Below are 23,612 nucleotides of genomic sequence, written 5' to 3' on the forward strand. Positions count from 1 at the left end.
GGCCCTCACCTGCTGGTGAGGGCCCTTCGTCGTGTTTCTCAGATCGTCCGGAACGCCAGGACCACGTTGTGCCCGCCGAAGCCGAACGAGTCGTTCAGCGCGGCGATACGGCCCTCGGGCAGAGCCCGCGCCTCACCGACGACCACGTCCGCGTTGACCTCGGGGTCGAGGTTGTCCACGTTGATGGTCGGCGGCGCCGTGCGGTTCACCAGCGCCAGGATCGACGCCACGGTCTCCACCCCACCGGCACCGCCCAGCAGATGACCGGTCATCGACTTGGTCGCGGAGATCGCCATGTGGTCGACGTCGTCGCCGAACACCTTCCGCAGCGCCTTGATCTCGGCCACGTCACCCTGCGGCGTCGAGGTGGCGTGCGCGTTCACGTGCACGATCTCGGCCGGCTTCAGGTCCGTGTTGTCCAGCAGGTTCTGCAGCGCGTGCGCGATCCCGTTGCCCGACGGCTCGGGCTGCGTGATGTGGTGCGCGTCGGCGGAGATGCCCTGCCCGACCGCCTCGGCGTAGATCCGGGCGCCGCGGGCCTTGGCGTGCTCCTCGGACTCCAGGACGATCACACCGGCGCCCTCGCCGAGCACGAAGCCGTCGCGGCCGGCGTCGTAGGGACGCGAGGCGCCCTGCGGGTCGTCGTTGTTCTTGGACATCGCCATCATGTTGCCGAACGCGGCGATGGGCAGCGGGTGGATGGCGGCCTCGGTACCACCGGCCACGACCACGTCCGCACGCCCGGTGCGGATCATCTCGATCGCGTACCCGATGGCCTCCGCGCCCGAGGCGCAGGCCGAGACCGGGGTGTGCACACCGGCGCGGGCACCCAGCTCGATACCGACGTTGGCCGCCGGGGAGTTGGGCATCAGCATCGGCACGGTGTGCGGGGAGACGCGGCGTACGCCCTTCTCCCTGAGGATGTCGTACTGGTCCAGCAGGGTCGTCACGCCGCCGATGCCGGAGGCGATGACCGCGCCGAGACGGTCGGGGTTGATGGACGAGTCCTCACCGGCCTTGGCGGTGAAGCCGGCGTCCTTCCAGGCCTCCTGAGCGGCGATCAGCGCGAACTGCGCGGACCGGTCCAGCTTGCGGGCCTGCGGGCGGGGGATGATCTCGCCCGGTTCGACGGCGATCTGCGCGGCGATCCGCACCGGCAGCTGAGCCGCCCACTCCTTCTCCAGCAGGCTGACGCCGGACGTACCGGCGACGAGGGCCTCCCAGGTCGAGGCTGCGTCGCCACCCAGCGGTGTGGTTGCGCCGATACCGGTGACGACCACGGTGTGATTGGTCGGGCTCACGGGAATTCTTTCTCCAACGGATACGGGAGGACTACCCCCGCGTCTGCGGGGATTACGGCGCCACCGCCGGGTGGCGGGGCTAGCAGCCTGCGGCCTACCGGGTGGCTCAGGCCTGGTGCTTGAGGATGTACTCGGTCGCGTCGCCGACGGTCTTGAGGTTCTTGACGTCCTCGTCCGGGATCTTCACGTCGAAGCGCTCCTCGGCGGCGACGACGACCTCGACCATGGACAGCGAGTCGACGTCCAGGTCGTCGGTGAAGGACTTGTCCAGCTGGACGTCCTCGGTGGGGATCCCGGCGATCTCGTTCACGATCTCGGCGAGACCCGCGACGATCTCTTCCTGAGTGGCGGCCATGTCAGGCGCTCCTTCTTCGATAATCCAGACGGTTTGTGGCAGTTGTCCCCCCTGCCGGATCACATGATCCGGCACGGAGTGCCTAGGGGAGGGTAACGACCGTGGCGGCGTAGACGAGACCCGCCCCGAATCCGATGACGAGCGCGGTGTCGCCGCTCTTCGCCTCCCCGGTCGCCAGGAGCCGCTCCATCGCGAGCGGGATCGAGGCGGCCGAGGTGTTGCCGGTGGTGCGGATGTCACGGGCGACCGTGACGTGCTCCGGCAGCTTCAGTGTCTTCACCATCGAGTCGATGATCCGCACATTGGCCTGGTGCGGGATGAAGACGTCCAGGTCGTCCGCGGTGATTCCGGCCGCGTCCAGCGCCTGCTGGGCGACCTTCGCCATCTCGAACACGGCCCAGCGGAACACCGCCTGGCCCTCCTGCGTGATCGCAGGGAACTTGATGTTGCCCTGGCTGTCCAGGGGCAGCTGGGAGACGTCACCGACGGCGAACCGGTCCCAGGTGACGGTCTGCTTGATGGTCTCGGACTTGTCGCCCTCGGAGCCCCACACGGTCGGGCCGATCGCCGGCTCGTTCGAGGGGCCGACCACGACCGCGCCGGCGCCGTCACCGAACAGGAACGCGGTCGCGCGGTCCTCCAGGTCGGTCAGGTCGCTCAGCCGCTCCACGCCGATCACGAGGACGTAGTCGGCGGAACCTTCCACCACCATGCCCTTGGCGAGCGTGAGGCCGTAGCCGAAGCCCGCGCAGCCGGCCGAGATGTCGAAGGCGGCGGCCTTGTCCGTGCCCAGCTTGTCGGCGATCTCGGTGGCGATGGCCGGGGTCTGGCTGAAGTGCGACACGGTCGAGACGACCACCGCGCCGATCTGCTCGGCGTCGATGCCGGCGTCCGCGATGGCCTTCCCGGAGGCCTCGATCGCCATCGCGGCCACGGTCTCCTCCGGGCCCGCCCAGTGCCGGGTCTCGATGCCGGAGCGGGAGCGGATCCACTCGTCGGACGAGTCGATCTTCTCCAGGATCACCTCGTTGGGCACGACCCGGGTCGGCCGGTAGCCGCCGACACCGAGGATGCGCGCATACGGGGCACCCTTGCTGGGCTTGATCTTCGCCATGTACGGCTCCTTAGGCACCGGCGTGCTCTGCGAGGAGAGCGCGGGCCGCGTCGAGGTCGTCGGGGGTCTTCAGGGCCAGCGTCGCGACACCGGGCAGGGCCCGCTTGGCCAGGCCGGTCAGCGTGCCGCCCGGGCACACCTCGACGAGCGCGGTGACGCCCAGCTCCTTGAACGTCTCCATGCACAGGTCCCAGCGCACGGGGTTGGCGACCTGGCCGACCAGCCGCTCCAGCACCTCGGCACCGGACGCGACGGCCCGGCCGTCCTTGTTGGAGACGTAGGGAACCTTGGGGTCGGCCGGCGACAGCGCCGCCGCGGCCTTGGCCAGCGTCTCGACCGCGGGCGCCATGTGCCGGGTGTGGAAGGCGCCGGCCACCTTCAGCGGGATGACCTTGCGCACGCCCTCGGGCTTGTCCTCGGCCAGCGCGGCGAGCTGCTCCAGCGTGCCGGCGGCGACGATCTGGCCCGCGCCGTTGATGTTCGCCGGGGTCAGGCCCAGCTTCTCCAGGTGCGCGACGGAGGTCTCCGGGTCGCCGCCGAGCAGCGCCGCCATGCCGGTCTCGGTGACGGCGGCGGCGTCGGCCATCGCCAGACCCCGCTTGCGGACGAGGCCGAGGGCGGCCGTGTCGTCCAGGACACCGGCGAAGGCGGCGGCGGTGATCTCACCGACGCTGTGCCCGGCGACCGCGCCGGCGTTGATGTCACCGAGTGCCGCGGCGGACAGGATGCCGGCGGCCACGAGCAGTGGCTGGGCCACCGCGGTGTCGCGGATGGCGTCGGCGTCGGCCTGGGTGCCGTAGTGCACCAGGTCCAGTCCGATGGCGTCCGACCAGGCGGCGACGCGGTCGGCGGCACCGGGCAGTTCGAGCCAGGGGGTCAGGAAGCCGGGCGTCTGAGCGCCCTGGCCGGGAGCGACGAGTACGAGCACTCTCACACTCTCTCTTGGGGACGGCCACGGCCGCCCGTGAGGACAGGGACGAAGAACACGAAGGGCTTTTGTGGGCCTCCGACAAAACCCTATGCCTGGGTTTCAGCGTCGGCCAGACGCCCCAGGATGAGCGCGATCCGTAGTGTGAACGCGGATCGTACATCCGAAGGCGACCATCCGGTGACGTCAGTCACACGTCGGAGCCGGTAGCGCACGGTGTTCGGGTGAACGAAGAGCATCCTCGCCGCGCCTTCCAGGCTGCTCGCCTGCTCCAGGTACACACTCAGTGTTTCCAGGAGAGCCGAGCCCGCCTCCTCCAGCGGTCTGTAGATCTCCTCCACCAGCTGTTCGCGGGCGCTCGGATCACCCGCGATGGCCCGCTCCGGCAGCAGGTCGTCCGCCAGCACCGGACGCGGCGCGTCCTGCCAGGCGGAACAGGCCTTCAGCCCTGCGGCGGCGGCCTGCGCGGACCGGGTGGCGGCCAGCAGATCGGGTACCACGGGCCCCGCGACGACCGGCCCGGCGGCGAACGGCCCGATCAGCGACTTGGCCACGGCGAGCGGATTGGCGCTGCCACCGGCGACGACGACCAGCCGGTCGCCGAGCACCCCGGTGAGCACCTGGAGCTTGGCGTGCCGGGCGGCCCGCCGGATGGCCTCCACCGTCAGCTCGCTGTCCCCGTCCGGCGCGGTCCCGAGGACGACGCACACGTGCTCGGGCGAGTTCCAGCCCAGCGCGGCGGCCCGGCTGACGGCCCCCTCGTCCGCCTCCCCGCTCAGCACCGCGTTCACGACCAGCGACTCCAGCCGTGCGTCCCAGGCACCCCGTGCCTCGGCGGCCTGGGCGTACACCTGGGCGGTGGCGAAGGCGATCTCTCGGGCGTACACGAGCAGCGCCTCACGCAGCACGCTCTCGTCGCCCGGCGCCGCCACCTCGTCGATGGCGGACTCCATGACCTCGATGGTGGTCCGCACCATCTCCACGGTCTGCCGCAGCGTGATGGCCCGGGTCAGTTCACGCGGCGCGGTCCCGAAGACGTCCGTGGAGATCGCCTGGGGCGCGTCCGGGTGCCGGAACCACTCGGTGAACGCCGCGATGCCCGCCTGGGCGACGAGGCCGATCCAGGAACGGTTCTCCGGGGGCATGGCCCGGTACCACGGCAGGGTCTCGTCCATGCGCGCGATGGCCTGCGCGGCCAGGCTCCCGGAGGACTTCTCCAGTCGCTTCAGGGTCGCGGCGTGCTGATGGACGTCGTGGGCTGCGGGATCGCCGTTGTGGGATTCGGGTTCGGGCACGGGGACAAGACTGCCTTATCGGGCCGGGCCCGTGCGCCGCCGGGGCTGGCTTGACGGCTCGGTCGCGTCCGGGGGCGCCTCAGCCCCCTCCGGCTCCCCCGCGGCCGACGCGTGGGGACGGTGGGCGTCGGTGGGCCCTTGCCCTGGGTCGGGTCCTGTGTGCCGGGCCCGGCTACCGTGGTGCCGTGATGGACGTACGGCGCGCCGGTGAGCGCTATCGCGGAGGGGATCCCGGGGCCGGGATCGACACCCGGCACGCCTTCTCCTTCGGCCCGCACTACGACCCGGACAACCTCCGCTTCGGCGCGGTGATCGCCTGCAACGAGGAACGGCTCGCGCCCGGCGCCGGCTTCGACGAACACCCGCACAGCCACACCGAGATCGTCACGTGGGTGGTGGCGGGCGAGCTGACCCACCGTGACTCCACGGGCCATGAGACACGGGTCCGGTCCGGGGACGTGCAGCACCTCAGCGCGGCGGCGGGCGTACGGCACGTCGAGCGCAACGACGGGGACGTCCCCCTGACCTTCGTGCAGATGTGGCTGGCGCCGCGCGAGCCCGGCGGCGACCCCTCCTACGACCTCGTCCCCGGCATCGCCGACTCCACGCCGTACGCGGTGCCGGCGGCGGGCGCGATGCTCCACGTGCGCCGCCTGGAGCCCGGCGAGCGGACCGCCGTCCCGGACGCGGCGTACGTGTACGCGCACGTGGTGCGGGGCGAGGTCCGGCTGGCGGGGGAGGAACTGGGCCCCGGCGATGCGGCGAGGATCACAGGGGCGGAGGGCCTGGAGGCGGTGGCGGTCACGCCGGCGGAGCTGTTGCTGTGGGAGATGACGGCCTAGCCGCGCAGCTCCGCGAGCACCGCGTCCGTGAAGGCCGGCCACGCCTCGATCGCCCAGGGGCCGAACGCCCGGTCCGTCAGGGCGACCCCGGCGAGCCCGGCATCCGGGTCGATCCACAGGAACGTACCGGACTGCCCGAAATGCCCGAAGGTGCGGGGTGAGGACGAACTCCCCGTCCAGTGCGGGGACTTCCCGTCGCGGATCTCGAAGCCCAGCCCCCAGTCGTTCGGGTTCTGGTGGCCGTACCCCGGCAGGACCCCCTTCGTCCCCGGGTACTGCACGGTCATCGCCGCCGCCACCGTCCGCGCGTCCAGCAGCCTCGGCGCCTGCACCTCCGCCGCGAACTGCAGCAGGTCCCCGACCGTGGACACCCCGTCCTTCGCCGGCGACCCCTCCAACGACGTCGACGTCATCCCCAGCGGCTCCAGCACCGCCTGCCGCAGGTACTCCGCGAACGGGATGTCCGTCGCCTTGGCGATGTGGTCCCCGAGCTGTTCGAACCCGGCGTTGGAGTACAGCCGCCGCTCCCCGGGCGGGGCCGTCACCCGGTGCTCGTCGAAGGCGAGTCCGGAGGTGTGGGCGAGCAGGTGACGGACCGTCGACCCGGGAGGCCCGGCGGGCTCGTCCAGCTCGATCGCGCCCTCCTCGTAGGCGACGAGCGCCGCGTAGGCCGCCAGCGGCTTGGTGACGGAGGCCAGCGGGAAGCGGTGCCCGACGGGACCGTGCGTCCCGAGGACGGTCCCGTCGGCTCGTACGACGCCCGCCGCGGCGGTGGGGACGGGCCAGTTCTCGATCAGCGCCAGGCTCTGCAACGACATGCCTCCGAGCCTATGCGGCTCACAGCAGCAGCCGCATCGACGGGTCGGGGTCCCGCGTGAAGCCGAGGGAGGTGTACAGCGGCTCGGCCTCCGGCGAGGCGTTCAGCAGCACGTGCCCGGCACCCCGCGCCCGGAACCAGCCCAGCAGCTCCTCCATGCACGCGCGCGCGTACCCCCGCCGCCGGGCGTCCGGGTCGGTCGCCACGCTGAAGACGTGCCCGACCCGCCCCCGGGGATTCCCGGCCTTGCCGATGCGGTACTCCACCGTCCCCGCCACCAGCGCGGCCAGCGCCCCCGGCCGGCCGGGATGCTCCACGACGAACGCGGCGAAGTCCCCGTCGCGCTCGGCGAGCCGCTCCCGCAGCGCCGGCAGCGACTCCGCGTGCCACTCCGTCGGCCCGGAACCTCCCGCGCTCCACAGGGAGTCGATCATCACCTGGCGCAGTCGCAACACTTCGGCGGCGTCCTCGGGCCGGGCCCGGCGTACAAGACTCATGGGCCGCACGCTAGCCAGCCGCCCCGGGTGCCGTCCCATGGATTTCTCGACGGACCCGCTTGCTTGGAGTGCACTCCAAGGCCATAGCGTGGGGGCATGACGGTGATGCAGACCACGCCAGCGGCCACCGAGCAAGCCACCCCCGCCGACATCTGCTCCGCCCCGCCCCGGCGGCACCCCCGCCCCGACGGCCAGGACCGCTACACGATCAGCGAGGTCGTCGCTTTCACCGGCCTCACCGCGCACACGCTGCGCTGGTACGAGCGGATCGGGCTGATGCCGCACGTGGACCGCTCGCACACCGGCCAGCGCCGCTACAGCAACCGCGACCTGGACTGGCTGGACTTCGTGACCAAGCTCCGTCTGACCGGCATGCCGGTGGCGGACATGGTGCGCTACGCGGAACTCGTCAGGGAGGGCGACCACACCTTCGCGGAACGCCGTCAACTGCTGGAGTCGACCCGCAGGGACGTCCTGTCCAGGATCGCGGAACTCCACGACACCCTGGGCGTCCTGGACAGGAAGATCAGCTTCTACGGCCGCGAGCGGTAGCTACAGCTCGGCCAGCAGCTCGGCCTTCTTGGAGGAGAACTCCTCGTCGGTGACCAGCCCCGCCTGATGCAGCTCCCCGAGATGCCGGATCCGCTCGGCGATGTCGGCGGGGTCACGCCGGGCCGGGGCCGGTACGGCGGCCACCGGCCCACGCGCGCGCACCGCCGCCAGCACGGCCGCGGCGAACGGCAGTGACTCGTGCACCGGCCCGTACCCCAGGCCGAACACCACCGACGCCGGATCCTGGTCCGGCTGCGCGGAACGGGCGGAGCCCGGATCGCGGGGCACCAGCCGCAGATGCCCGTCGAAGATCTCCGGCGAGCGCCACTCCACCCCGCTCAGGGAGGCCACCGGGAAGCTCTGGTCGCCGGCCTTCCACTTCGCCGACGACGCCCCGGTCCAGGACCAGCGGAACTGCACGGACGTCCCGTCGAAGGACGCCTTGCCGTCGTACGCCTTGAACTGCAGCGGCGCCTCGGGCGCCGCCACCAGGTGCCGTTCGGCGGGCCCCGACTCGGTCAGCAGGCCCTTCAGCTCGTCGGCGTAGTACTCGGCGAGGGTCTCCCGCTCGGCCGGCAGCACCAGCCGGTAGGGGTCGGAACCCTCCTTCAACTGGCCGTCGGCCGCCTCCATCAGCGGATCGGCGCCCGGACGTGGCGTCAGGCGCAGGACGACCGTGCCGCGCTTGCCCGGGGCGAGGGTCACGCCCTCGACCGCGGACAGCGGGACCCGGCGCTCGCCGAGCGCCTGGAACAGCTTCGGTGTTCGAATCCCCCGTTCGTAACGGATGAGCACGGAGTCGGACTCGAACTCCCAGACGGCATGAAAACCCGCCAGTACGTCACCCATGCGGCTCATCGTATGCGGCACGTGCTCCTCCGTCGCCACCCGCGCAGACCGCACTTCCTGCTGTTTCTACGCGCGTCCGGCCGTCACCGTGCCGGACAGACCGGACCGGCACGCATCGTTCTCCCGTGCGCACGTCACCGCGTCGTACGCGCCCACGCCGATGTCGGCGAGGTTGCGCAGGCTGTCCGTGCCGGGCTGGAAGTAACCGCTGTGCCCCTCGGCGTCCCGGGCCGACAGCACCCGCGCGCCGAACGCCGAGGAGACCGGGTCGGCGCCGTGACCGAGGCCGCCCAGCTCCAGGTACGGGACATCCTGCACCCAGTCACTGGCGTCCCGCATGGCCCACACCCGGGCCGTCGTGCCCAGGTGGGAGGCCTTGGCGACGCGCATGCCGGGGCTCGCGGCCACCGCTATGTCGGCGACCCGGCGGGGCATGCCGTGTGCGGCGACCCCGCAGACCACCGAGCCGTAGCTGTGACAGAACATCGACACCGGGGCCCGGCCGGGCAGCGCGCTCAGCAGCGCGTTCAGCCGTACGGCCCCCTCCTCGGCGCGCAGTCCGGTGGCCGCGTCCACCCCGAGCCCGTCGGGGGAGGTGTAGTCGGCCCAGGCGATCACGGCCGTACGGGTCCGCGGGCTCGCCTCGCGCTCGGCCGCGTACAGGGCCTTGGCCATGCCGACCGGGGCGCTGTACTTGCGGTTCGTCCGCTGGAAGGTGAGCAGGTCGGTGTCGACGCCGGGGACGACGACCGAGATCCGCTGCGCCGTGGAGAGGTCGCCGAAGACCTCGGCGACCCGGCCCGAGCCCTCGGGGTCGAAGGCGAGGATGTGCCGGCCGGGGTTCAGCAGGGACGTGTAGCGGTCCATCCGGCGGGCCGCGTCCTGCTGGCCCGCCGTGCTGAGCCGGCTGTCGTGCACACGCTTGCGCTCGACCTCGCGGGCCTGCGCCAGCGCGACGCGGTTGGCCCGGTAGCGCAGGGAGACGGGCGCGCCGTTCATGTTGCCGACCGCCAGCGGATAGCGGTGGGCGAGACGGCCGCGGTCGTGCGGGGTGAGCGAGGCGAAGAAACGGGCCAGCCGGGACGGCGCGGCCTCGGGGTCCGGCAGGCTCAGGCCGTGGAGGCGGCCGTGCTCCCACTTGGTGAGCGAGGCCTGGAGAGCTGTCGACTCCCGGTGACTGCGCAGGGCGGTCCAGCCGGTGGTCGCGAGCATCACGAACACGACGGCCAGCGCCAGCAGTGCGCGCCAGACGTTCCATTGCGGGGAGGTGTCGAAGGAAGTCACTGGGAGGACACACTAGGAGAACGGGAGGGTCTCGCGGTAACGGAGTGACAGGGATCACGTTTCGGCAGTAACCGAACAGGGGTGGCGATACGCCGGAGGCGGTTCCGGCGATACGCCGGCGGTCTCAGGCGCTGCGCCAGTTGCCCGTGAGCGCCGAACCCACCTGATCGAGGTACGCCGCGCTGAGCGTGCGGAGCGCTTCCGGGTCGAAGTCCTCACGCACGCAGCACTGCCGTTCGGTGACCCGTATCACCGCGGCGAAGACGGCCACCGCCAGCCGGGGGCGTGGATCGGTGTCCACGTCGACGCCCTCCCGCTCGGCCAGCAGGCGGGCGATCGTCTCCTCGGTCGCCGCCGACCGGCGCAGATGGGCGGCGAGCAGCGCGGGCGTCGACTCGATCGTCCGGTACATGCGCAGGTACAGCTCGACCGGGACGATCGACTCGACGGTCTCGCGTATCGCGTCCCAGCCCTCCAGGAACGCCTGCCGCAGGGCCTTCATCGGCGCCTCGTGCGGCGGACGCGCGCGGACGGCCGCCACGAAGGCCGCCTCCGTGATGTTCTGCACCGTGAAGGCCACCTCCTCCTTGCCCGCGAAGTAGCGGAAGAAGGTGCGCTGCGAGACGTCGACGGCCTCGGCGATCTCGTCGACGGTCGTGTGCTCGTACCCCTGGGTGGTGAACAGTTCGAGAGCGGCCCGCAGCAGCGATTCCCGTGTACGCCGCTTCTTGCGCTCGCGCAGCGTCTCCATGGCCTCTCTCCTGTGCGTGTCCGCTGACCAGCCTATGCGCCGATGTCGTGTCAGTAACCGACGAGTGAATTGGTTTGTCAACTGTCAGCGACTGTCACTAGCCTGAGAAGTATGACTAGTCAGACCACCGTTGACGCGACGGGGCCGGGGGACAAGGCACCGGCAGCCCCGGGGCCCGCGCCGGCCCAGGGCCTGCGCGGCCACCCGTGGCTCACTCTCCTCACCGTCGCCGTAGGGGTCATGATGGTGGCCCTCGACGGCACCATCGTGGCCATCGCCAACCCGGCCATCCGCGACGACCTCAACGCGTCCTTCGCCGACGTGCAGTGGGTGTCCAACGCCTACTTCCTCGCCCTCGCGGTCACGCTGATCACCGCGGGCAAGCTCGGTGACCGCTTCGGCCACCGGCAGACCTTCCTCATCGGTGTGACCGGCTTCGCCGCCGCGTCCGGTGCCATCGGGCTGTCCGGCAGCATCGCCGCCGTCGTCACCTTCCGGGTCTTCCAGGGCCTGTTCGGCGCGCTGCTGATGCCGGCCGCGCTCGGCGTGCTGCGGGCCACCTTCCCGGCCGAGAAGCTGAACATGGCCATCGGTGTGTGGGGCATGGTGATCGGCGCGTCCACGGCGGGCGGCCCGATCCTCGGCGGTGTCCTCGTCGAGCACGTCAACTGGCAGTCGGTCTTCTTCATCAACGTGCCGGTCGGTGCCCTCGCGCTGCTCCTCGGCACCATGATCCTGCTCGACCACCGCGCCGAGAACGCCCCGCGCTCCTTCGACCTCCTCGGCATCGCCCTGCTGTCGGGCGCGATGTTCTGCCTGGTCTGGGCGCTGATCAAAGCCCCGACCTGGGGCTGGGGCGACGGCAAGACCTGGCTGTTCATGGTCGTGTCCGTGGCGCTCTTCGCCCTCTTCGCCTTCTGGGAGACGAAGGTCGCCGAACCGCTGATCCCGCTGGGCCTGTTCCGCTCGGTGGCACTGTCGGCGGGTGTCGTCCTGATGGTCCTGATGGCCATCGCCTTCCTGGGCGGCCTGTTCTTCGTGACGTTCTATCTGCAGAACGTCCACGGGATGAGCCCCGTCAAGGCCGGCCTGCACCTGCTGCCGCTCACCGGCATGATGATCGTCGGCTCGCCGCTGGCCGGCACCGCGATCACCAAGCTCGGCCCGCGCGTCCCGCTGGCCTTCGGCATGGCCGTGACCGCGGTCGCGCTGTACGGCATGTCGACGCTGGAGCCCGACACCGGCAGCGGTCTGATGTCCCTCTGGTTCGCGCTGCTCGGCCTGGGCCTCGCACCGGTCATGGTCGGCGCCACCGAGGTCATCGTCGGCAACGCCCCCCTGGAGCTGTCCGGTGTGGCCGGCGGTCTCCAGCAGGCGGCCATGCAGATCGGCAGCAGCCTCGGTACGGCGGTGCTGGGCGCGGTGATGGCCTCTAAGGTCGACCGCGACCTGCCGGGCAACTGGGCGGACGCGGGGCTGCCGAAGCTGACCCCGGATCAGCTCGACAAGGCCTCCGAGGCGGTCCAGGTGGGCGTGGCCCCGGTGACGAAGGGCATGCCGGAGCCGGTCGCCGCGAAGATCACCGCTGTCGCCCACGACACCTTCATCTCCGGTATGAGCCTCGCCTCCCTGGTCGCGGCCGGCGTGGCGCTGGTCGCCGTCCTCGTCGCGCTGTTCACCAAGCGGGGCGCCAACGCGGAGGCGGGCGCGGGCGTGGGCCACATCTGAGCCCGGGTTCTTCGTCTCCCTCCCGGCGGAGTTCCCCTATCAGGGTGACTCCGCTAAAGATCGCTCGCCCCCGGCACGCGCCACAGGTCACAGTGGGTCAAGCCCTCCGCAGGACATGGGAGGACGCCGGGCCGCGGCGCGCGCTGCTGGAGGGGGGCAGCGCGCGCACGTCTGCCGACGCGGAACCGGGGTACCCGCACACCGAAGCCGAACTGTCCATTCACGTCAAGGAGTTGATGATGGCGGGCTTCGGGCGAGGAACGAGCGGGTACCCCCGGTCACGCGGCCGCACGTGGCAGCGGACCGGGCCGGACCGTGCGACGCTCGGGATCATCGGCACGATCTGTGCGGTGGCCGGATTTTTCGCACTGGGCATCGTCCTGGGCCCGGTGGCGATGTTCTGCGGCTGGCAGTCGATGGGCCGCAAGTGGTCCAACGACGGCAACGTCCCCGCACTGGTCGCCCTGATCCTGGGCGCGATCGACACGTTGCTCGCCATCATCGCCCTGGCGGGCGCGGCGACGTGGGGCCACGGGCTCCTCTAGCCGACACTGTCCCGCCGCGGGGCCGTGGGCGCGTTGGCGGCCGCGGGCACGTCGTGGCCGCTCGCGCGGTTCTCCACGCCCCCTTCGGGACGCTTGAGTTCGGCCAACCGGGCCACCTCCGCCCGCAGCAGCCGTACCTCTTCGGCCAGGGCGGAGATGGCCTCTGTCTGCCGCCGCTCCTCCACGTCGTCCTTCTCGAACCGCGAGATGAACCACGCGGCGATGTTCGCGGTGACGACACCGAGCAGCGCGATCCCCGACAGCATCAGCCCGACGGCGATCATCCGTCCGAGGCCGGTCGTCGGCGCGTGGTCGCCGTACCCCACGGTCGTCATCGTCGTGAACGACCACCACACGGCGTCACCCAGTGTCCGGATGTTCCCGTCCGGCGCCTCCCGCTCCACGGACAGCACCGCGAGCGACCCGAACATCAGCAGGCCGACCACGGCCCCGACGACATAGGTGGTCAGCCGGATCTGCGGAGCCATCCGTGCCCGCCGGCCGACCAGCAGCAGCGTGGACACCAGCCGCAGCAGCCGTAGCGGTTGCAGGACCGGCAGGACCACCGCGCACAGGTCGGGCCAGTGCTGTCGTACGAAGTCCCGCCGGTGCGGGGCGAGGGCCAGCCGGACCAGATAGTCGAGGGCGAACGCCGCCCACACCACCCACTCGACACCCGTGCACACGGCCGTCAGGGAGTGACCGGCGGAGTCGTCCACGATCGGCACCGCGTACGCCACGGCGAACGCCACCGCGAGCGCCAGCAACGGCCGCTGGGTACGCCCCTCCCACCGAGCCTGCGCCGACAGCTGATCCATGTCGGCAATCGTAAAGAAACCGTAAGGCCACCGCGCCCCCGAAGGGGCGCGGGGAACCGCGCGATCAACCCCACCCGACCCGCAGCTCCCCACGACCCTTGTCGGCCGAAGCCGAGGGCACCGGCTACGCGTCGCCGCCCGCCGCCCCCGGATCCGCCGCCGAGACGTCCAGCAGCTGGTAGCGGTCGATGGCCTGCTTGAGCACGGAGCGGTCGACCTTGCCCTCGCGGGCCAGCTCGGTCAGTACCGCCACCACGATCGACTGGGCGTCGATGTGGAAGAAGCGGCGCGCCGCGCCCCGGGTGTCGGCGAAGCCGAAGCCGTCGGCGCCCAGGGACTGGTACGTGCCGGGCACCCAGCGCGCGATCTGGTCCGGAACCGATCGCATCCAGTCGGACACGGCCACGAACGGGCCTTCGGCGCCACTGAGCTTCCGTGTCACGTAGGGCACCCGCTGCTCCTCCTCCGGATGCAGCAGGTTGTGCTCCTCGCACTCCACGGCCTCGCGGCGCAGCTCGTTCCAGGAGGTCGCGGACCACACGTCGGCCCGGACGTTCCACTCCTCGCCGAGGAGCCGCTGCGCCTCCAGGGCCCACGGGACCGCCACGCCCGACGCCATGATCTGCGCCGGCACGGAGCCGCCCGTGCCCTCCTTGAGCTTGTGGACGCCCTTGACGATGCCCTCGACGTCCACGCCCGCCGGCTCGGCCGGATGCTGGATGGGCTCGTTGTAGACGGTGAGGTAGTAGAAGACGTCCTCGCCGTGCGGGTGCTCGGCCGAGCTGCCGTACATCCGGCGCAGACCGTCCTGCACGATGTGCGCGATCTCGTACGCGTACGCCGGGTCGTAGGCCACGCAGGCCGGGTTGGTGGAGGCCAGGAGCTGGGAGTGGCCGTCCGCGTGCTGGAGGCCCTCGCCGGTCAGGGTCGTACGACCGGCGGTCGCACCCAGGACGAATCCGCGTGCCAGCTGGTCGGCCATCTGCCAGAACTGGTCGCCCGTGCGCTGGAAACCGAACATCGAGTAGAAGACGTACACCGGGATCAGCGGCTCGCCGTGCGTGGCGTACGCCGAGCCCGCCGCGATGAGTGACGCCGTGCAGCCCGCCTCGGAGATGCCGTCGTGCAGCATCTGGCCGGTCGGCGACTCCTTGTAGGCCAGGAGCAGCTCGCGGTCGACCGACTCGTACTGCTGGCCGAGCGGGTTGTAGATCTTCGCGCTCGGGAAGAAGGAGTCCATGCCGAACGTGCGGTACTCGTCCGGGGCGATCAGCACGAACCGCTTGCCGATCTCCTTGTCCCGCATGAGGTCCTTGAGGAGGCGCACAAAGGCCATGGTCGTCGCGATGGACTGCTGGCCCGTGCCCTTCTTCACGGTCGCGTACGCCTTGTCGTCCGGCAGGGCGAGCGGCTGGGAGCGGACGATGCGGGTCGGGACGTAACCGCCGAGGCCCTTGCGGCGGTCGTGCATGTACTGGATCTCCTCCGAGTTCCGGCCCGGGTGGTAGTACGGCGGCAGGCCGGACTCCAGCTCCTTGTCGGAGATCGGCAGGTGCAGACGGTCCCGGAAGCGCTTGAGGTCGTCGACCGTCAGCTTCTTCATCTGGTGCGTGGCGTTGCGGCCCTCGAAGTTCGGGCCCAGCGTCCAGCCCTTGATCGTCTTGGCCAGGATGACCGTCGGCTGTCCCCTGTGCTCCTTGGCCGCCTTGAACGCCGCGTAGATCTTGCGGTGGTCATGGCCGCCGCGGCCGAGGTGCAGGATCTGCTCGTCGGTCATGTTCTCGACCATCGCGCGCAGACGCAGGTCGTCACCGAAGAAGTGCTCGCGGATGTACGCGCCGGACTCGGTGGCGTACGTCTGGAACTGGCCGTCCGGCGTGATGTTCATCTTGTTGACCAGCACGCCGTCCCGGTCCTGCGCCAGCAGCGGGTCCCAGGTGCGGTCCCAGATCAGCTTGATCACGTTCCAGCCGGCGCCCCGGAAGACCGACTCCAGCTCCTGGATGATCTTGCCGTTGCCGCGGACGGGGCCGTCCAGCCGCTGGAGGTTGCAGTTGACCACGAAGGTCAGGTTGTCCAGGCCCTCGCGGGCGGCCAGAGTGAGCTGGCCGAGCGACTCCGGCTCGTCCATCTCGCCGTCACCGAGGAACGCCCACACGTGCGACCGGGAGGTGTCGGCGATCCCGCGCGCCTGCATGTAGCGGTTCATCCGCGCCTGGTAGATCGCGCCGAGCGGGCCGAGGCCCATGGAGACCGTCGGGAACTCCCAGAAGTCCGGCATCGAGCGCGGGTGCGGGTAGCTGGACAGCCCGTTCGGGTACTTCGACTTCTCCTGCCGGAAGCCGTCGAGCTGCTCCTCGCTGAGCCGGTCGAGCATGTACGCGCGCGCGTAGATGCCGGGGGAGGCGTGGCCCTGGAAGAAGACCTGGTCGCCGCCGTCGCCCTCGTCCTTGCCGCGGAAGAAGTGGTTGAAGCCGACGTCGTACAGCGAGGCGGAGGAGGCGAAGGTGGCGATGTGGCCGCCGACGCCGATGCCCGGGCGCTGGGCGCGCGAGACCATCACGGCCGCGTTCCAGCGGGTCGCGTTCAGGATCTTGCGCTCGATCTCCTCGTTGCCCGGGAAGAACGGCTCGCTCTTGGTGGGGATCGTGTTGACGTAGTCCGTGCTGCGCATCTCGGGCACGGCCACCCGCCTCTCGCGGGCGCGCTCGATCAGACGCAGCATGAGATAGCGGGCCCGCTCCCGGCCGCGCTCGTCGACGGCGGCGTCCAGGGAGTCGAGCCACTCCTGGGTCTCTTCGGGATCGAAGTCAGGAACCTGACTCGGAAGGCCGCCAATGATGATCGGATTGCGATCGGATCCGGAAGCCACGCTGTTCCTTACCTGTCAGAGGGCCAGTTGTTGCACCTGCCTACACCGTCCCCATCGTGTACCTCGGGAAGGCGTACGTCATCCGCACCGTCATCTGCACCGGTCAAAACGCAACGATACGCCCGGGGTGTGACGTGCTTGGCATAGTTGTTCGAGTGACGTAACCCTGGATGATTCCGAACGTGACAAACCGGGCACACCGGCGTGATGTGGGTCGCGCGGAATCGAGATACGGTGCTGGGAGTTGCGGCGACACGGCCGGGATCGTCACCGTTTCGGCGGTCCCGACGGCCGGGTACTTGCGCGATCCGCCCCGCCCGTGTGGACTACGGCCAATGCTTCGCGCACGCGCGTGGCTGAGATACTTACCAAGACATGATCAGGAGGCAACCCGTGAGCGCGACCGCGGACCACGCGGAGGAGCGGACGAACCCTGCCGCCAGGCTGGGGTTCCAGCCCGGGCAGGTGGTCCAGGAGATCGGCTACGACGACGACGTCGATCAGGAGCTCCGCGAGGCCATCGAGGAAACCATCGCAGGCGACCTCATGGACGAGGACTACGACGACGTGGCCGACGCCGTTGTGCTGTGGTTCCGTGACGACGACGGCGACCTGACGGATGCGCTGGTGGATGCCACCACGTACATCGAAGAGGGCGGCGCGATCCTGCTCCTCACGCCGAAGACCGGCCGTTCGGGGTACGTGGAGCCGAGCGACATCCAGGACGCCGCCACGACGGCCGGCCTGACCGCGTCGAAGAGCGTCAGCGTCGGCAAGGACTGGAGCGGCAGCCGGCTGGCGACGCCGAAGGCGGCCAAGTCCAAGAGGTGACCGTCCTCGGACGCCGGACGGGCTGGACATCGCGCCAGCCCGTCCGGGAGTCCCCGGTGGCCGCTGCGTAGGGTGGAGCCGAGCGTCCGCGCTCCCACCCGAACAGCCCACCGAAGGGAAGCACGACGATGGCGATCCAGGTCGGCGACAAGGCGCCCGACTTCGAGCTGAAGGACAACCACGGCCGGACCGTGAAGCTCTCGGACTTCCGCGGCGACAAGAACGTGGTCCTGCTCTTCTACCCCTTCGCCTTCACCGGCGTGTGCACCGGCGAGCTGTGCGAGCTGCGCGACAACCTGCCGAAGTTCCAGGACCGCGACACCCAGCTGCTCGCCGTCTCGAACGACTCCATCCACACCCTGCGCGTCTTCGCCGAGCAGGAGGGCCTGGAGTACCCCCTGCTGAGCGACTTCTGGCCGCACGGCAACGTCTCGCGCGCGTACGGCGTCTTCGACGAGGACAAGGGCTGCGCCGTCCGGGGCACCTTCGTCATCGACAAGGAGGGCGTCGTGCGGTGGACCGTGGTCAACGGCCTGCCGGACGCCCGCGACCTGAACGACTACGTGAAGGCGCTCGACACCCTGTGAGGGGACCGCGAGCGACACCTGTGATTCTCCGGGTCCAGGGTCTGCGGGGCGCGGGAACCCGTCACTAGGATCGGCACGTTGATCCCATATCCGTAGCACGACGGGGCTCCCCGCCCCTGAACACCACATGGAGGACCCGTGGGAGTCAGCCTCAGCAAGGGCGGCAACGTATCGCTGACGAAGGAGGCCCCGGGCCTGACCGCCGTCATCGTCGGCCTGGGGTGGGACGTGCGCACGACGACCGGCACGGACTTCGACCTCGACGCGAGCGCGCTGCTGCTGAACAACTCCGGCAAGGTCGCGAGCGACCAGCACTTCGTCTTCTTCAACAACCTCAAGAGCCCCGACGGCTCCGTCGAGCACACCGGTGACAACCTCACCGGTGAGGGCGAGGGTGACGACGAACAGATCAAGGTCAACCTGGCCGGTGTCCCGGCCGACATCGAAAAGATCGTGTTCCCGGTGTCGATCTACGACGCCGAGAACCGCCAGCAGTCCTTCGGCCAGGTCCGCAACGCCTTCATCCGCGTCGTGAACCAGGCCGGCGGGCAGGAGATCGCCCGGTACGACCTCAGCGAGGACGCCTCCACCGAGACCGCCATGGTCTTCGGTGAGCTGTACCGGCACGGCGCGGAGTGGAAGTTCCGCGCCATCGGCCAGGGCTATGCGTCGGGCCTGCGCGGCATCGCGCAGGACTTCGGCGTCAACGTCTGACACGAAGGACGTCCGAGGCCGCACAGCCCGTGAGACCGGCGCCGCTCCGTTTAGGGGCGGCGCCGGACGCGCAGGACAACCAGGGAAGCACCACCAGGGGAGGACCAGCATCATGGGTGTCACGCTCGCCAAGGGGGGCAACGTCTCCCTGTCCAAGGCCGCACCGAACCTCACGAACGTCATGATCGGACTCGGCTGGGACGCGCGGTCCACCACCGGCGCCCCCTTCGACCTGGACGCCAGCGCGCTGCTGTGCGGGGCCGGCAACCGGGTGCTGGGTGACGACTGGTTCGTCTTCTACAACCAGCTCACCAGCCCCGACGGCTCCGTGGAGCACACCGGTGACAACCTCACCGGTGAGGGCGAGGGCGACGACGAGTCGATCCTGGTGGACCTCGCCAAGGTGCCGCCGCAGTGCGAGAAGATCATCTTCCCCGTCTCGATCCACATGGCGGACGAGCGCGGGCAGACCTTCGGCCAGGTCTCCAACGCCTTCATCCGCGTCGTCAACCAGGCCGACGGCCAGGAACTGGCCCGCTACGACCTCAGCGAGGACGCCTCCACCGAGACCGCCATGATCTTCGGCGAGCTCTACCGCTATCAGGGCGAGTGGAAGTTCCGAGCGGTGGGTCAGGGGTACGCGTCGGGCCTGCGGGGCATCGCTCTAGACTTCGGAGTCAACGTTTCGTAAAAATCGGTACGACTCAGGGGAGACCCTCCCCCGGACTCCGTCCGGGAGGTGCCCCCAACACACGATGGGGTAGCCAGTGCTTCTGAAAACCTTCGGCTGGTCGTTCGCGGTCACCGCGCTCGGTCTGGTCGCGGCGGCCTTCTACGGGGGGTGGACCGCCTTCGGCATCGTGGCGATCCTGGCCATCCTGGAGATCTCGCTGTCCTTCGACAACGCGGTGGTCAACGCCGGAATCCTGAAGAAGATGAACGCCTTCTGGCAGAAGATCTTCCTCACGGTCGGTGTCCTCATCGCCGTCTTCGGCATGCGGCTGGTCTTCCCCGTCGTCATCGTCGCGATCAGCGCCAAGATGGGCCCGATCGAGGCCGTCGACCTGGCGCTCAACAACAAGGACCGCTACCAGCAGCTGGTCACCGACGCCCACCCGGCGATCGCCGCGTTCGGTGGCATGTTCCTGCTGATGATCTTCCTCGACTTCATCTTCGAGGAGCGGGACATCCAGTGGCTGCGCTGGATCGAGCGGCCCCTGGCCAAGCTCGGCAAGGTCGACATGCTGTCGGTCTGCATCGCCCTGATCGTCCTGCTGATCACGTCGTTCACCTTCGCCGCCCACGCCCACCAGCACGGCGGCGCCCATGTGGACAAGGCGCAGACGGTCCTGATCGCCGGTATCGCCGGCCTGATCACCTACATGGTCGTCGGCGGCCTCTCCGGCTACTTCGAGGACAAGCTGGAGGCGGAGGAGGAGCGCGAGCACGAGGAGGAGGAAGAGGCAGCCCGCAGCGGCAAGCAGAAGCCCGCGATCGTCCTGGCCGGCCAGGCCGCGTTCTTCATGTTCCTCTACCTGGAGGTCCTGGACGCGTCCTTCTCCTTCGACGGTGTGATCGGCGCCTTCGCCATCACCAACGACATCGTCCTGATGGCCCTCGGCCTGGGCATCGGCGCCATGTACGTCCGGTCGCTGACGGTCTACCTGGTCCGCCAGGGCACCCTCGACGACTACGTCTACCTGGAGCACGGCGCCCACTACGCCATCGGCGCCCTCGCGGTGCTCCTCCTGGTCACCATCCAGCACGAGATCAACGAGGTCATCACCGGTCTCGTCGGCGTCGTCCTGATCGCGGCGTCCTTCTTCTCCTCCGTCCGCCGCAACCGGGCCCTGGCCGCGGCGGGCGAGGGCAGCGACGAGAAGGCCGAGGTCTCCTCCGGGGTGTGACACCCCGGACGGTGAGGAACGCTCTGAGCGGGGCGGCGGGCACGGCCGGCCGCCCCGCCGGCGTCACAACGGGTACCTGGGGGCGGGAATGGGCTTCTTCGACGGACTGCTGGGCGGGCGCGCCGCCGACTTCGACTCGGGCAACGCGTCGACCAACGCCATAGAACTGACCAGGCGGCACCAGACGGTGTCCCTCACCAAGCAGGAAGCGGCCACCGGCCACCTGCGCGTCAACCTCTCCTGGCGGATGCGGACCTCCGACTTCGACGGAGCCCAGCGCACCAGCCTGTTCCGGCACCCCTTCAGGGCCCTGAAGCCGCCGGAGGTCCTCGGCCACGGCCAGAGCATGGTCAACGTCGACCTGGACCTCGGCTGCCTGTACGAACTGGCCGACGGCACGAAGGGGGTCGTACAACCCCTCGGCGGCTACCTCGGCGACGTCAACGCACCGCCGTACATCAAACTCAGCGGGGACGACCGGTTCGGCTCGGCGTCCGGGGAGACGATGTACGTCAACCTCGACCACCGGGACGCCCTCAAGCGACTGCTGGTCTTCGTCTACATCTACGACCAGACCCCCGCCTTCGACCGTACGCACGCCATCGTCACCCTGTACCCCAGCAACGGCCCCCGCATCGAGATAGGCCTGGACGAACGCCACCCCCAGGCCCGCTCCTGCGCCGTGGTCATGATCGAGAACGTCAAGGGCGAACTGATCGTCCGCCGCGAGGTGAAGTTCGTCTACGGCTTCCAGGGCGAACTGGACCGCCTCTACGGCTGGGGCCTGCAGTGGGGCAGGGGCTTCAAGACGAAGGTGGACAGGTGACCACCGTCCGCTTCCGGGGCTGACCACCGCCCGCTCCCCGGGCCGACCACCGCCCGCCTCCGGGCTGGCTACCGCCCTAGGAACTGCGGCCCCTGTGGCGGCAGCCGGAAGTAGGGGTCCCCCGCCACGGCCGCCGGCGCCGACATCGGCTGCGGATAGCCGTACGCGGGCGGCTGTGCCGGGACGGCGGCGGTCGGCGGTGCCGGAACCGAGGCCGTCGGCGGTGCCGGGACCGCGGCCGTCGGCTGCTCCGGTGGCAACGGCTGGGACGAGGCCGGTTCCTCCTCCATCTCGGACTCGTCCACCGAGATCCCGAAGTCCGTGGCGAGCCCCTTCAGCCCGTTCGAATACCCCTCACCCAGCGCCCGGAACTTCCAGCCCTCCCCGCGCCGGTACAGCTCACCGCAGATCAGCGCCGTCTCCGCGCCGGTCTCCGGCTTGATCTCGAACCGGGCCAGCGGCTCCCCGTCGGCGACCGCCGCGTCGTACAGCAGGATGCACAGCGCCGGCACCTGGTCGAAGGCGACCCCGTCCGCGGAGGCGACCAGCAGGATCCGGCCGACCCCCGGCTCCACCCCGGCCAGGTCGGCCTGGATCGTGTCCGTCAGCCCCTCGGCGATCCGCTTCTTGCCGAGCCGCCACACCTTCCCGGAGGGGTGCCGGGGCTGGTTGTAGAAGACGAAGTCCTCGTCGGAGCGCACACGGCCGCCCGGGCCCAGCAGCAGCGCCGAGGCGTCCACGTCCGGGACGCCCTGCCCGGGCGTCCAGCGCAGCACGGCGCGCACCGTGGTGGCCTCCAGCGGGACGTTCGACCCTTTCAGCATCGCGTGCGTCATGCGGTCATCCTGCCCTCTCGGTCCTGGTCACGACAATGCGGGGGGGCGGCGCCGCCGACATGGGCGAGTTACCGGAAATTCATGCCCACAGGGAACCCCGGACATGGATCCCTACGTACTATTACCGGCCACCCTTTACCGAACCCAGAGGCCCGGCTCGCGCCCTGAGGGAGTCCTATGCGTCATTTCGGGCACATCGCCCCCGAGGTGCGGCAGCGCCTCTTCCACCAGGAGCCGTGCGCGTTCACCGCCGACTCCCCGGCCCGGCTGCTCTCCGCGGCCCTGGGCGCCACGCTGTACAGCCCGGCCACCCGGCCCCGGCTCGCCGACGACATCGTCAAACAGGCCGGCAACGGCGTGGTCTCGATGGTGCTGTGCCTGGAGGACTCGATCGACGACGCGGACGTCGAGCCGGGTGAGGAGAACCTCGTCCGGCAGTTCGCCGAGCTCGCCGCACGGCCCGGGGTGGAGCCGCCCCTGCTGTTCATCCGGGTGCGCACCCCCGAGCAGATACCGGACCTGGTCCGCCGCCTCGGCCCCGCCGTGCGCCTGCTGTCCGGGTTCGTGCTGCCCAAGTTCACCGAGGAACGCGGCATCCCCTTCCTGGAGGCCCTGACCGCGGCCGAGAACAGCAGCGGCCGGCGGCTCTTCGCCATGCCCGTCCTGGAGTCCCCCGAGCTGCTCTACCGCGAGTCCCGGGTGGACACCCTGGAGGGCATCTCCCGCGCGGTCGGCAAGTACCGCGACCGGGTGCTGGCCCTCCGCCTCGGCGTGACCGACTTCTGCTCCTCCTACGGCCTGCGCCGCGCCCCCGACATGACCGCCTACGACGTCCAGATCGTCGCCTCCGTGATCGCCGACGTCGTGAACATGCTCGGCCGCGCCGACGGCACCGGCTTCACCGTCACCGGCCCGGTCTGGGAGTACTTCCGTCTCTCCGAACGCATGTTCAAGCCGCAGTTGAGGCAGAGCCCCTTCCTGGAGGTGCAGGCCGTCTCACTGCGCGAGAAGCTGATCGAACACGCCATGGACGGACTGCTCCGGGAGATCTCCCTCGACCAGGCCAACGGCCTGCTCGGCAAGACCTGCATCCACCCGTCCCACGTCCTGCCCGTGCACGCGCTCTCCGTGGTCAGCCACGAGGAGTTCAGCGACGCCCAGGACATCCTGCGGCCGGAACGCGGCGGCGGGGGTGTACTCCGGTCGGCCTACACGAACAAGATGAACGAAGTGAAACCGCACCGCGCCTGGGCCGAGCGGACCCTGTTGCGCGCCGAGGTGTTCGGCGTCGCCAACGAGGACGTCGGCTTCGTGGAACTGCTCGCCGCCGGCATACCCGGCTGAACCTTTCTTCACCTCTCCA

At 70.2% G+C, this 23,612-nt stretch carries 24 protein-coding genes; 11 read left to right on the forward strand and 13 right to left on the reverse strand.

Annotated elements, in window-relative coordinates:
- Positions 1-38 precede the first annotated feature (38 nt).
- From fabF to fasR, 5 genes are all read right to left on the reverse strand, one after another.
- Positions 39-1,301: a beta-ketoacyl-ACP synthase II gene (fabF, locus tag ACH4LD_RS03290; protein ID WP_132783652.1), complete on the reverse strand. Its 1,263-nt coding sequence runs from the start codon at positions 1,299-1,301 to the stop codon at positions 39-41.
- 106 nt (positions 1,302-1,407) lie between these two features.
- On the reverse strand, positions 1,408-1,656 hold the full coding sequence (locus ACH4LD_RS03295; protein WP_014672482.1) for an acyl carrier protein: 249 nt from the start codon (positions 1,654-1,656) through the stop codon (positions 1,408-1,410).
- An 82-nt stretch (positions 1,657-1,738) separates the two neighbouring features.
- On the reverse strand, positions 1,739-2,770 hold the full coding sequence (locus ACH4LD_RS03300) for a ketoacyl-ACP synthase III (RefSeq protein ID WP_132783653.1): 1,032 nt from the start codon (positions 2,768-2,770) through the stop codon (positions 1,739-1,741).
- Between the two features lie 10 nt (positions 2,771-2,780).
- Positions 2,781-3,698: an ACP S-malonyltransferase gene (locus tag ACH4LD_RS03305; protein ID WP_398053440.1), complete on the reverse strand. Its 918-nt coding sequence runs from the start codon at positions 3,696-3,698 to the stop codon at positions 2,781-2,783.
- A gap of 89 nt (positions 3,699-3,787) precedes the next feature.
- The gene (gene fasR, locus ACH4LD_RS03310) at positions 3,788-4,993 is read right to left on the reverse strand and encodes a fatty acid biosynthesis transcriptional regulator FasR (protein WP_103810908.1); all 1,206 of its coding nucleotides are present in this window, start codon (positions 4,991-4,993) and stop codon (positions 3,788-3,790) included.
- 188 nt (positions 4,994-5,181) lie between these two features.
- Between fasR and ACH4LD_RS03315 the strand changes: the two genes are divergently transcribed.
- On the forward strand, positions 5,182-5,835 hold the full coding sequence (locus ACH4LD_RS03315) for a pirin family protein (protein WP_398053605.1): 654 nt from the start codon (positions 5,182-5,184) through the stop codon (positions 5,833-5,835).
- On the opposite strand, the gene ACH4LD_RS03320 is transcribed toward ACH4LD_RS03315, so the two are convergent.
- Both ACH4LD_RS03320 and ACH4LD_RS03325 read right to left on the reverse strand, forming a co-directional pair.
- Positions 5,832-6,653 carry a serine hydrolase domain-containing protein gene (locus tag ACH4LD_RS03320; protein ID WP_398053441.1) on the reverse strand — a complete coding sequence of 274 codons (822 nt, stop codon included), beginning with the start codon at positions 6,651-6,653 and terminating at the stop codon, positions 5,832-5,834. The two genes, ACH4LD_RS03315 and ACH4LD_RS03320, sit on opposite strands and share 4 nt — an antisense overlap.
- A 19-nt stretch (positions 6,654-6,672) precedes the next feature.
- A complete protein-coding gene (locus ACH4LD_RS03325; protein WP_398053442.1) occupies positions 6,673-7,149 on the reverse strand; it encodes a GNAT family N-acetyltransferase in 477 nt (158 codons plus the stop codon).
- A 96-nt stretch (positions 7,150-7,245) separates the two neighbouring features.
- On the opposite strand from ACH4LD_RS03325, the gene ACH4LD_RS03330 reads away from it, so the two are divergent.
- Positions 7,246-7,701, forward strand: coding sequence for a MerR family transcriptional regulator (locus tag ACH4LD_RS03330; protein WP_132783656.1), 456 nt, complete (start codon positions 7,246-7,248; stop codon positions 7,699-7,701).
- On the opposite strand, the gene ACH4LD_RS03335 is transcribed toward ACH4LD_RS03330, so the two are convergent.
- The 3 genes from ACH4LD_RS03335 to ACH4LD_RS03345 form a co-directional block, all read right to left on the reverse strand.
- Complete coding sequence (locus ACH4LD_RS03335; protein ID WP_132783657.1) at positions 7,702-8,550, reverse strand: DUF4429 domain-containing protein; 849 nt, start codon at positions 8,548-8,550, stop codon at positions 7,702-7,704.
- Between the two features lie 66 nt (positions 8,551-8,616).
- Entirely contained in the window at positions 8,617-9,834 is a 1,218-nt protein-coding gene (locus tag ACH4LD_RS03340) for an alpha/beta hydrolase (RefSeq protein WP_398053443.1), read from the reverse strand.
- Between the two features lie 124 nt (positions 9,835-9,958).
- Positions 9,959-10,585: a TetR family transcriptional regulator gene (locus ACH4LD_RS03345; protein ID WP_132783659.1), complete on the reverse strand. Its 627-nt coding sequence runs from the start codon at positions 10,583-10,585 to the stop codon at positions 9,959-9,961.
- Between the two features lie 240 nt (positions 10,586-10,825).
- Between ACH4LD_RS03345 and ACH4LD_RS03350 the strand changes: the two genes are divergently transcribed.
- The gene (locus tag ACH4LD_RS03350; RefSeq protein ID WP_398053606.1) at positions 10,826-12,313 is read left to right on the forward strand and encodes an MFS transporter; all 1,488 of its coding nucleotides are present in this window, start codon (positions 10,826-10,828) and stop codon (positions 12,311-12,313) included.
- A 239-nt stretch (positions 12,314-12,552) separates the two neighbouring features.
- Entirely contained in the window at positions 12,553-12,858 is a 306-nt protein-coding gene (locus ACH4LD_RS03355; protein ID WP_103811047.1) for a small hydrophobic protein, read from the forward strand.
- On the opposite strand, the gene ACH4LD_RS03360 is transcribed toward ACH4LD_RS03355, so the two are convergent.
- Positions 12,855-13,676 carry a potassium channel family protein gene (locus tag ACH4LD_RS03360; protein WP_398053444.1) on the reverse strand — a complete coding sequence of 274 codons (822 nt, stop codon included), beginning with the start codon at positions 13,674-13,676 and terminating at the stop codon, positions 12,855-12,857. The genes ACH4LD_RS03355 and ACH4LD_RS03360 overlap by 4 nt on opposite strands.
- Positions 13,677-13,800: 124 nt before the next feature.
- Entirely contained in the window at positions 13,801-16,548 is a 2,748-nt protein-coding gene (aceE, locus tag ACH4LD_RS03365; protein WP_398053445.1) for a pyruvate dehydrogenase (acetyl-transferring), homodimeric type, read from the reverse strand.
- A 393-nt stretch (positions 16,549-16,941) separates the two neighbouring features.
- Here aceE and ACH4LD_RS03370 point away from each other — a divergent pair, with 393 nt between their 5' ends.
- The 6 genes from ACH4LD_RS03370 (at position 16,942) to ACH4LD_RS03395 (ending at position 21,413) form a co-directional block, all read left to right on the forward strand.
- Positions 16,942-17,379, forward strand: a complete 438-nt coding sequence (locus ACH4LD_RS03370; protein WP_165951532.1) for a DUF3052 domain-containing protein — start codon at positions 16,942-16,944, stop codon at positions 17,377-17,379.
- A gap of 128 nt (positions 17,380-17,507) precedes the next feature.
- Positions 17,508-17,966 (forward strand): peroxiredoxin, encoded by a 459-nt coding sequence (locus ACH4LD_RS03375; RefSeq protein ID WP_103810918.1) that lies wholly within the window; start codon positions 17,508-17,510, stop codon positions 17,964-17,966.
- Between the two features lie 138 nt (positions 17,967-18,104).
- Entirely contained in the window at positions 18,105-18,680 is a 576-nt protein-coding gene (locus tag ACH4LD_RS03380) for a calcium homeostasis/redox stress adaptation protein (protein ID WP_132783663.1), read from the forward strand.
- A 112-nt stretch (positions 18,681-18,792) separates the two neighbouring features.
- Entirely contained in the window at positions 18,793-19,371 is a 579-nt protein-coding gene (locus ACH4LD_RS03385; RefSeq protein WP_103810919.1) for a TerD family protein, read from the forward strand.
- 76 nt (positions 19,372-19,447) lie between these two features.
- Positions 19,448-20,587, forward strand: a complete 1,140-nt coding sequence (locus ACH4LD_RS03390) for a DUF475 domain-containing protein (protein WP_132783664.1) — start codon at positions 19,448-19,450, stop codon at positions 20,585-20,587.
- An 88-nt stretch (positions 20,588-20,675) separates the two neighbouring features.
- Positions 20,676-21,413 (forward strand): Tellurium resistance, encoded by a 738-nt coding sequence (locus tag ACH4LD_RS03395; RefSeq protein ID WP_398053446.1) that lies wholly within the window; start codon positions 20,676-20,678, stop codon positions 21,411-21,413.
- Positions 21,414-21,481: 68 nt separating this feature from the next.
- Here the strand turns inward: ACH4LD_RS03395 and ACH4LD_RS03400 are convergent, their stop codons facing one another.
- Positions 21,482-22,249: a TerD family protein gene (locus ACH4LD_RS03400; RefSeq protein ID WP_132783666.1), complete on the reverse strand. Its 768-nt coding sequence runs from the start codon at positions 22,247-22,249 to the stop codon at positions 21,482-21,484.
- A gap of 177 nt (positions 22,250-22,426) precedes the next feature.
- On the opposite strand from ACH4LD_RS03400, the gene ACH4LD_RS03405 reads away from it, so the two are divergent.
- Complete coding sequence (locus tag ACH4LD_RS03405; protein ID WP_132783667.1) at positions 22,427-23,593, forward strand: HpcH/HpaI aldolase/citrate lyase family protein; 1,167 nt, start codon at positions 22,427-22,429, stop codon at positions 23,591-23,593.
- The last annotated feature ends 19 nt before the right edge of the window (positions 23,594-23,612 follow it).

This window comes from Streptomyces sp. NPDC017676 (genome assembly GCF_044329325.1).
Classification (GTDB): domain Bacteria; phylum Actinomycetota; class Actinomycetes; order Streptomycetales; family Streptomycetaceae; genus Streptomyces.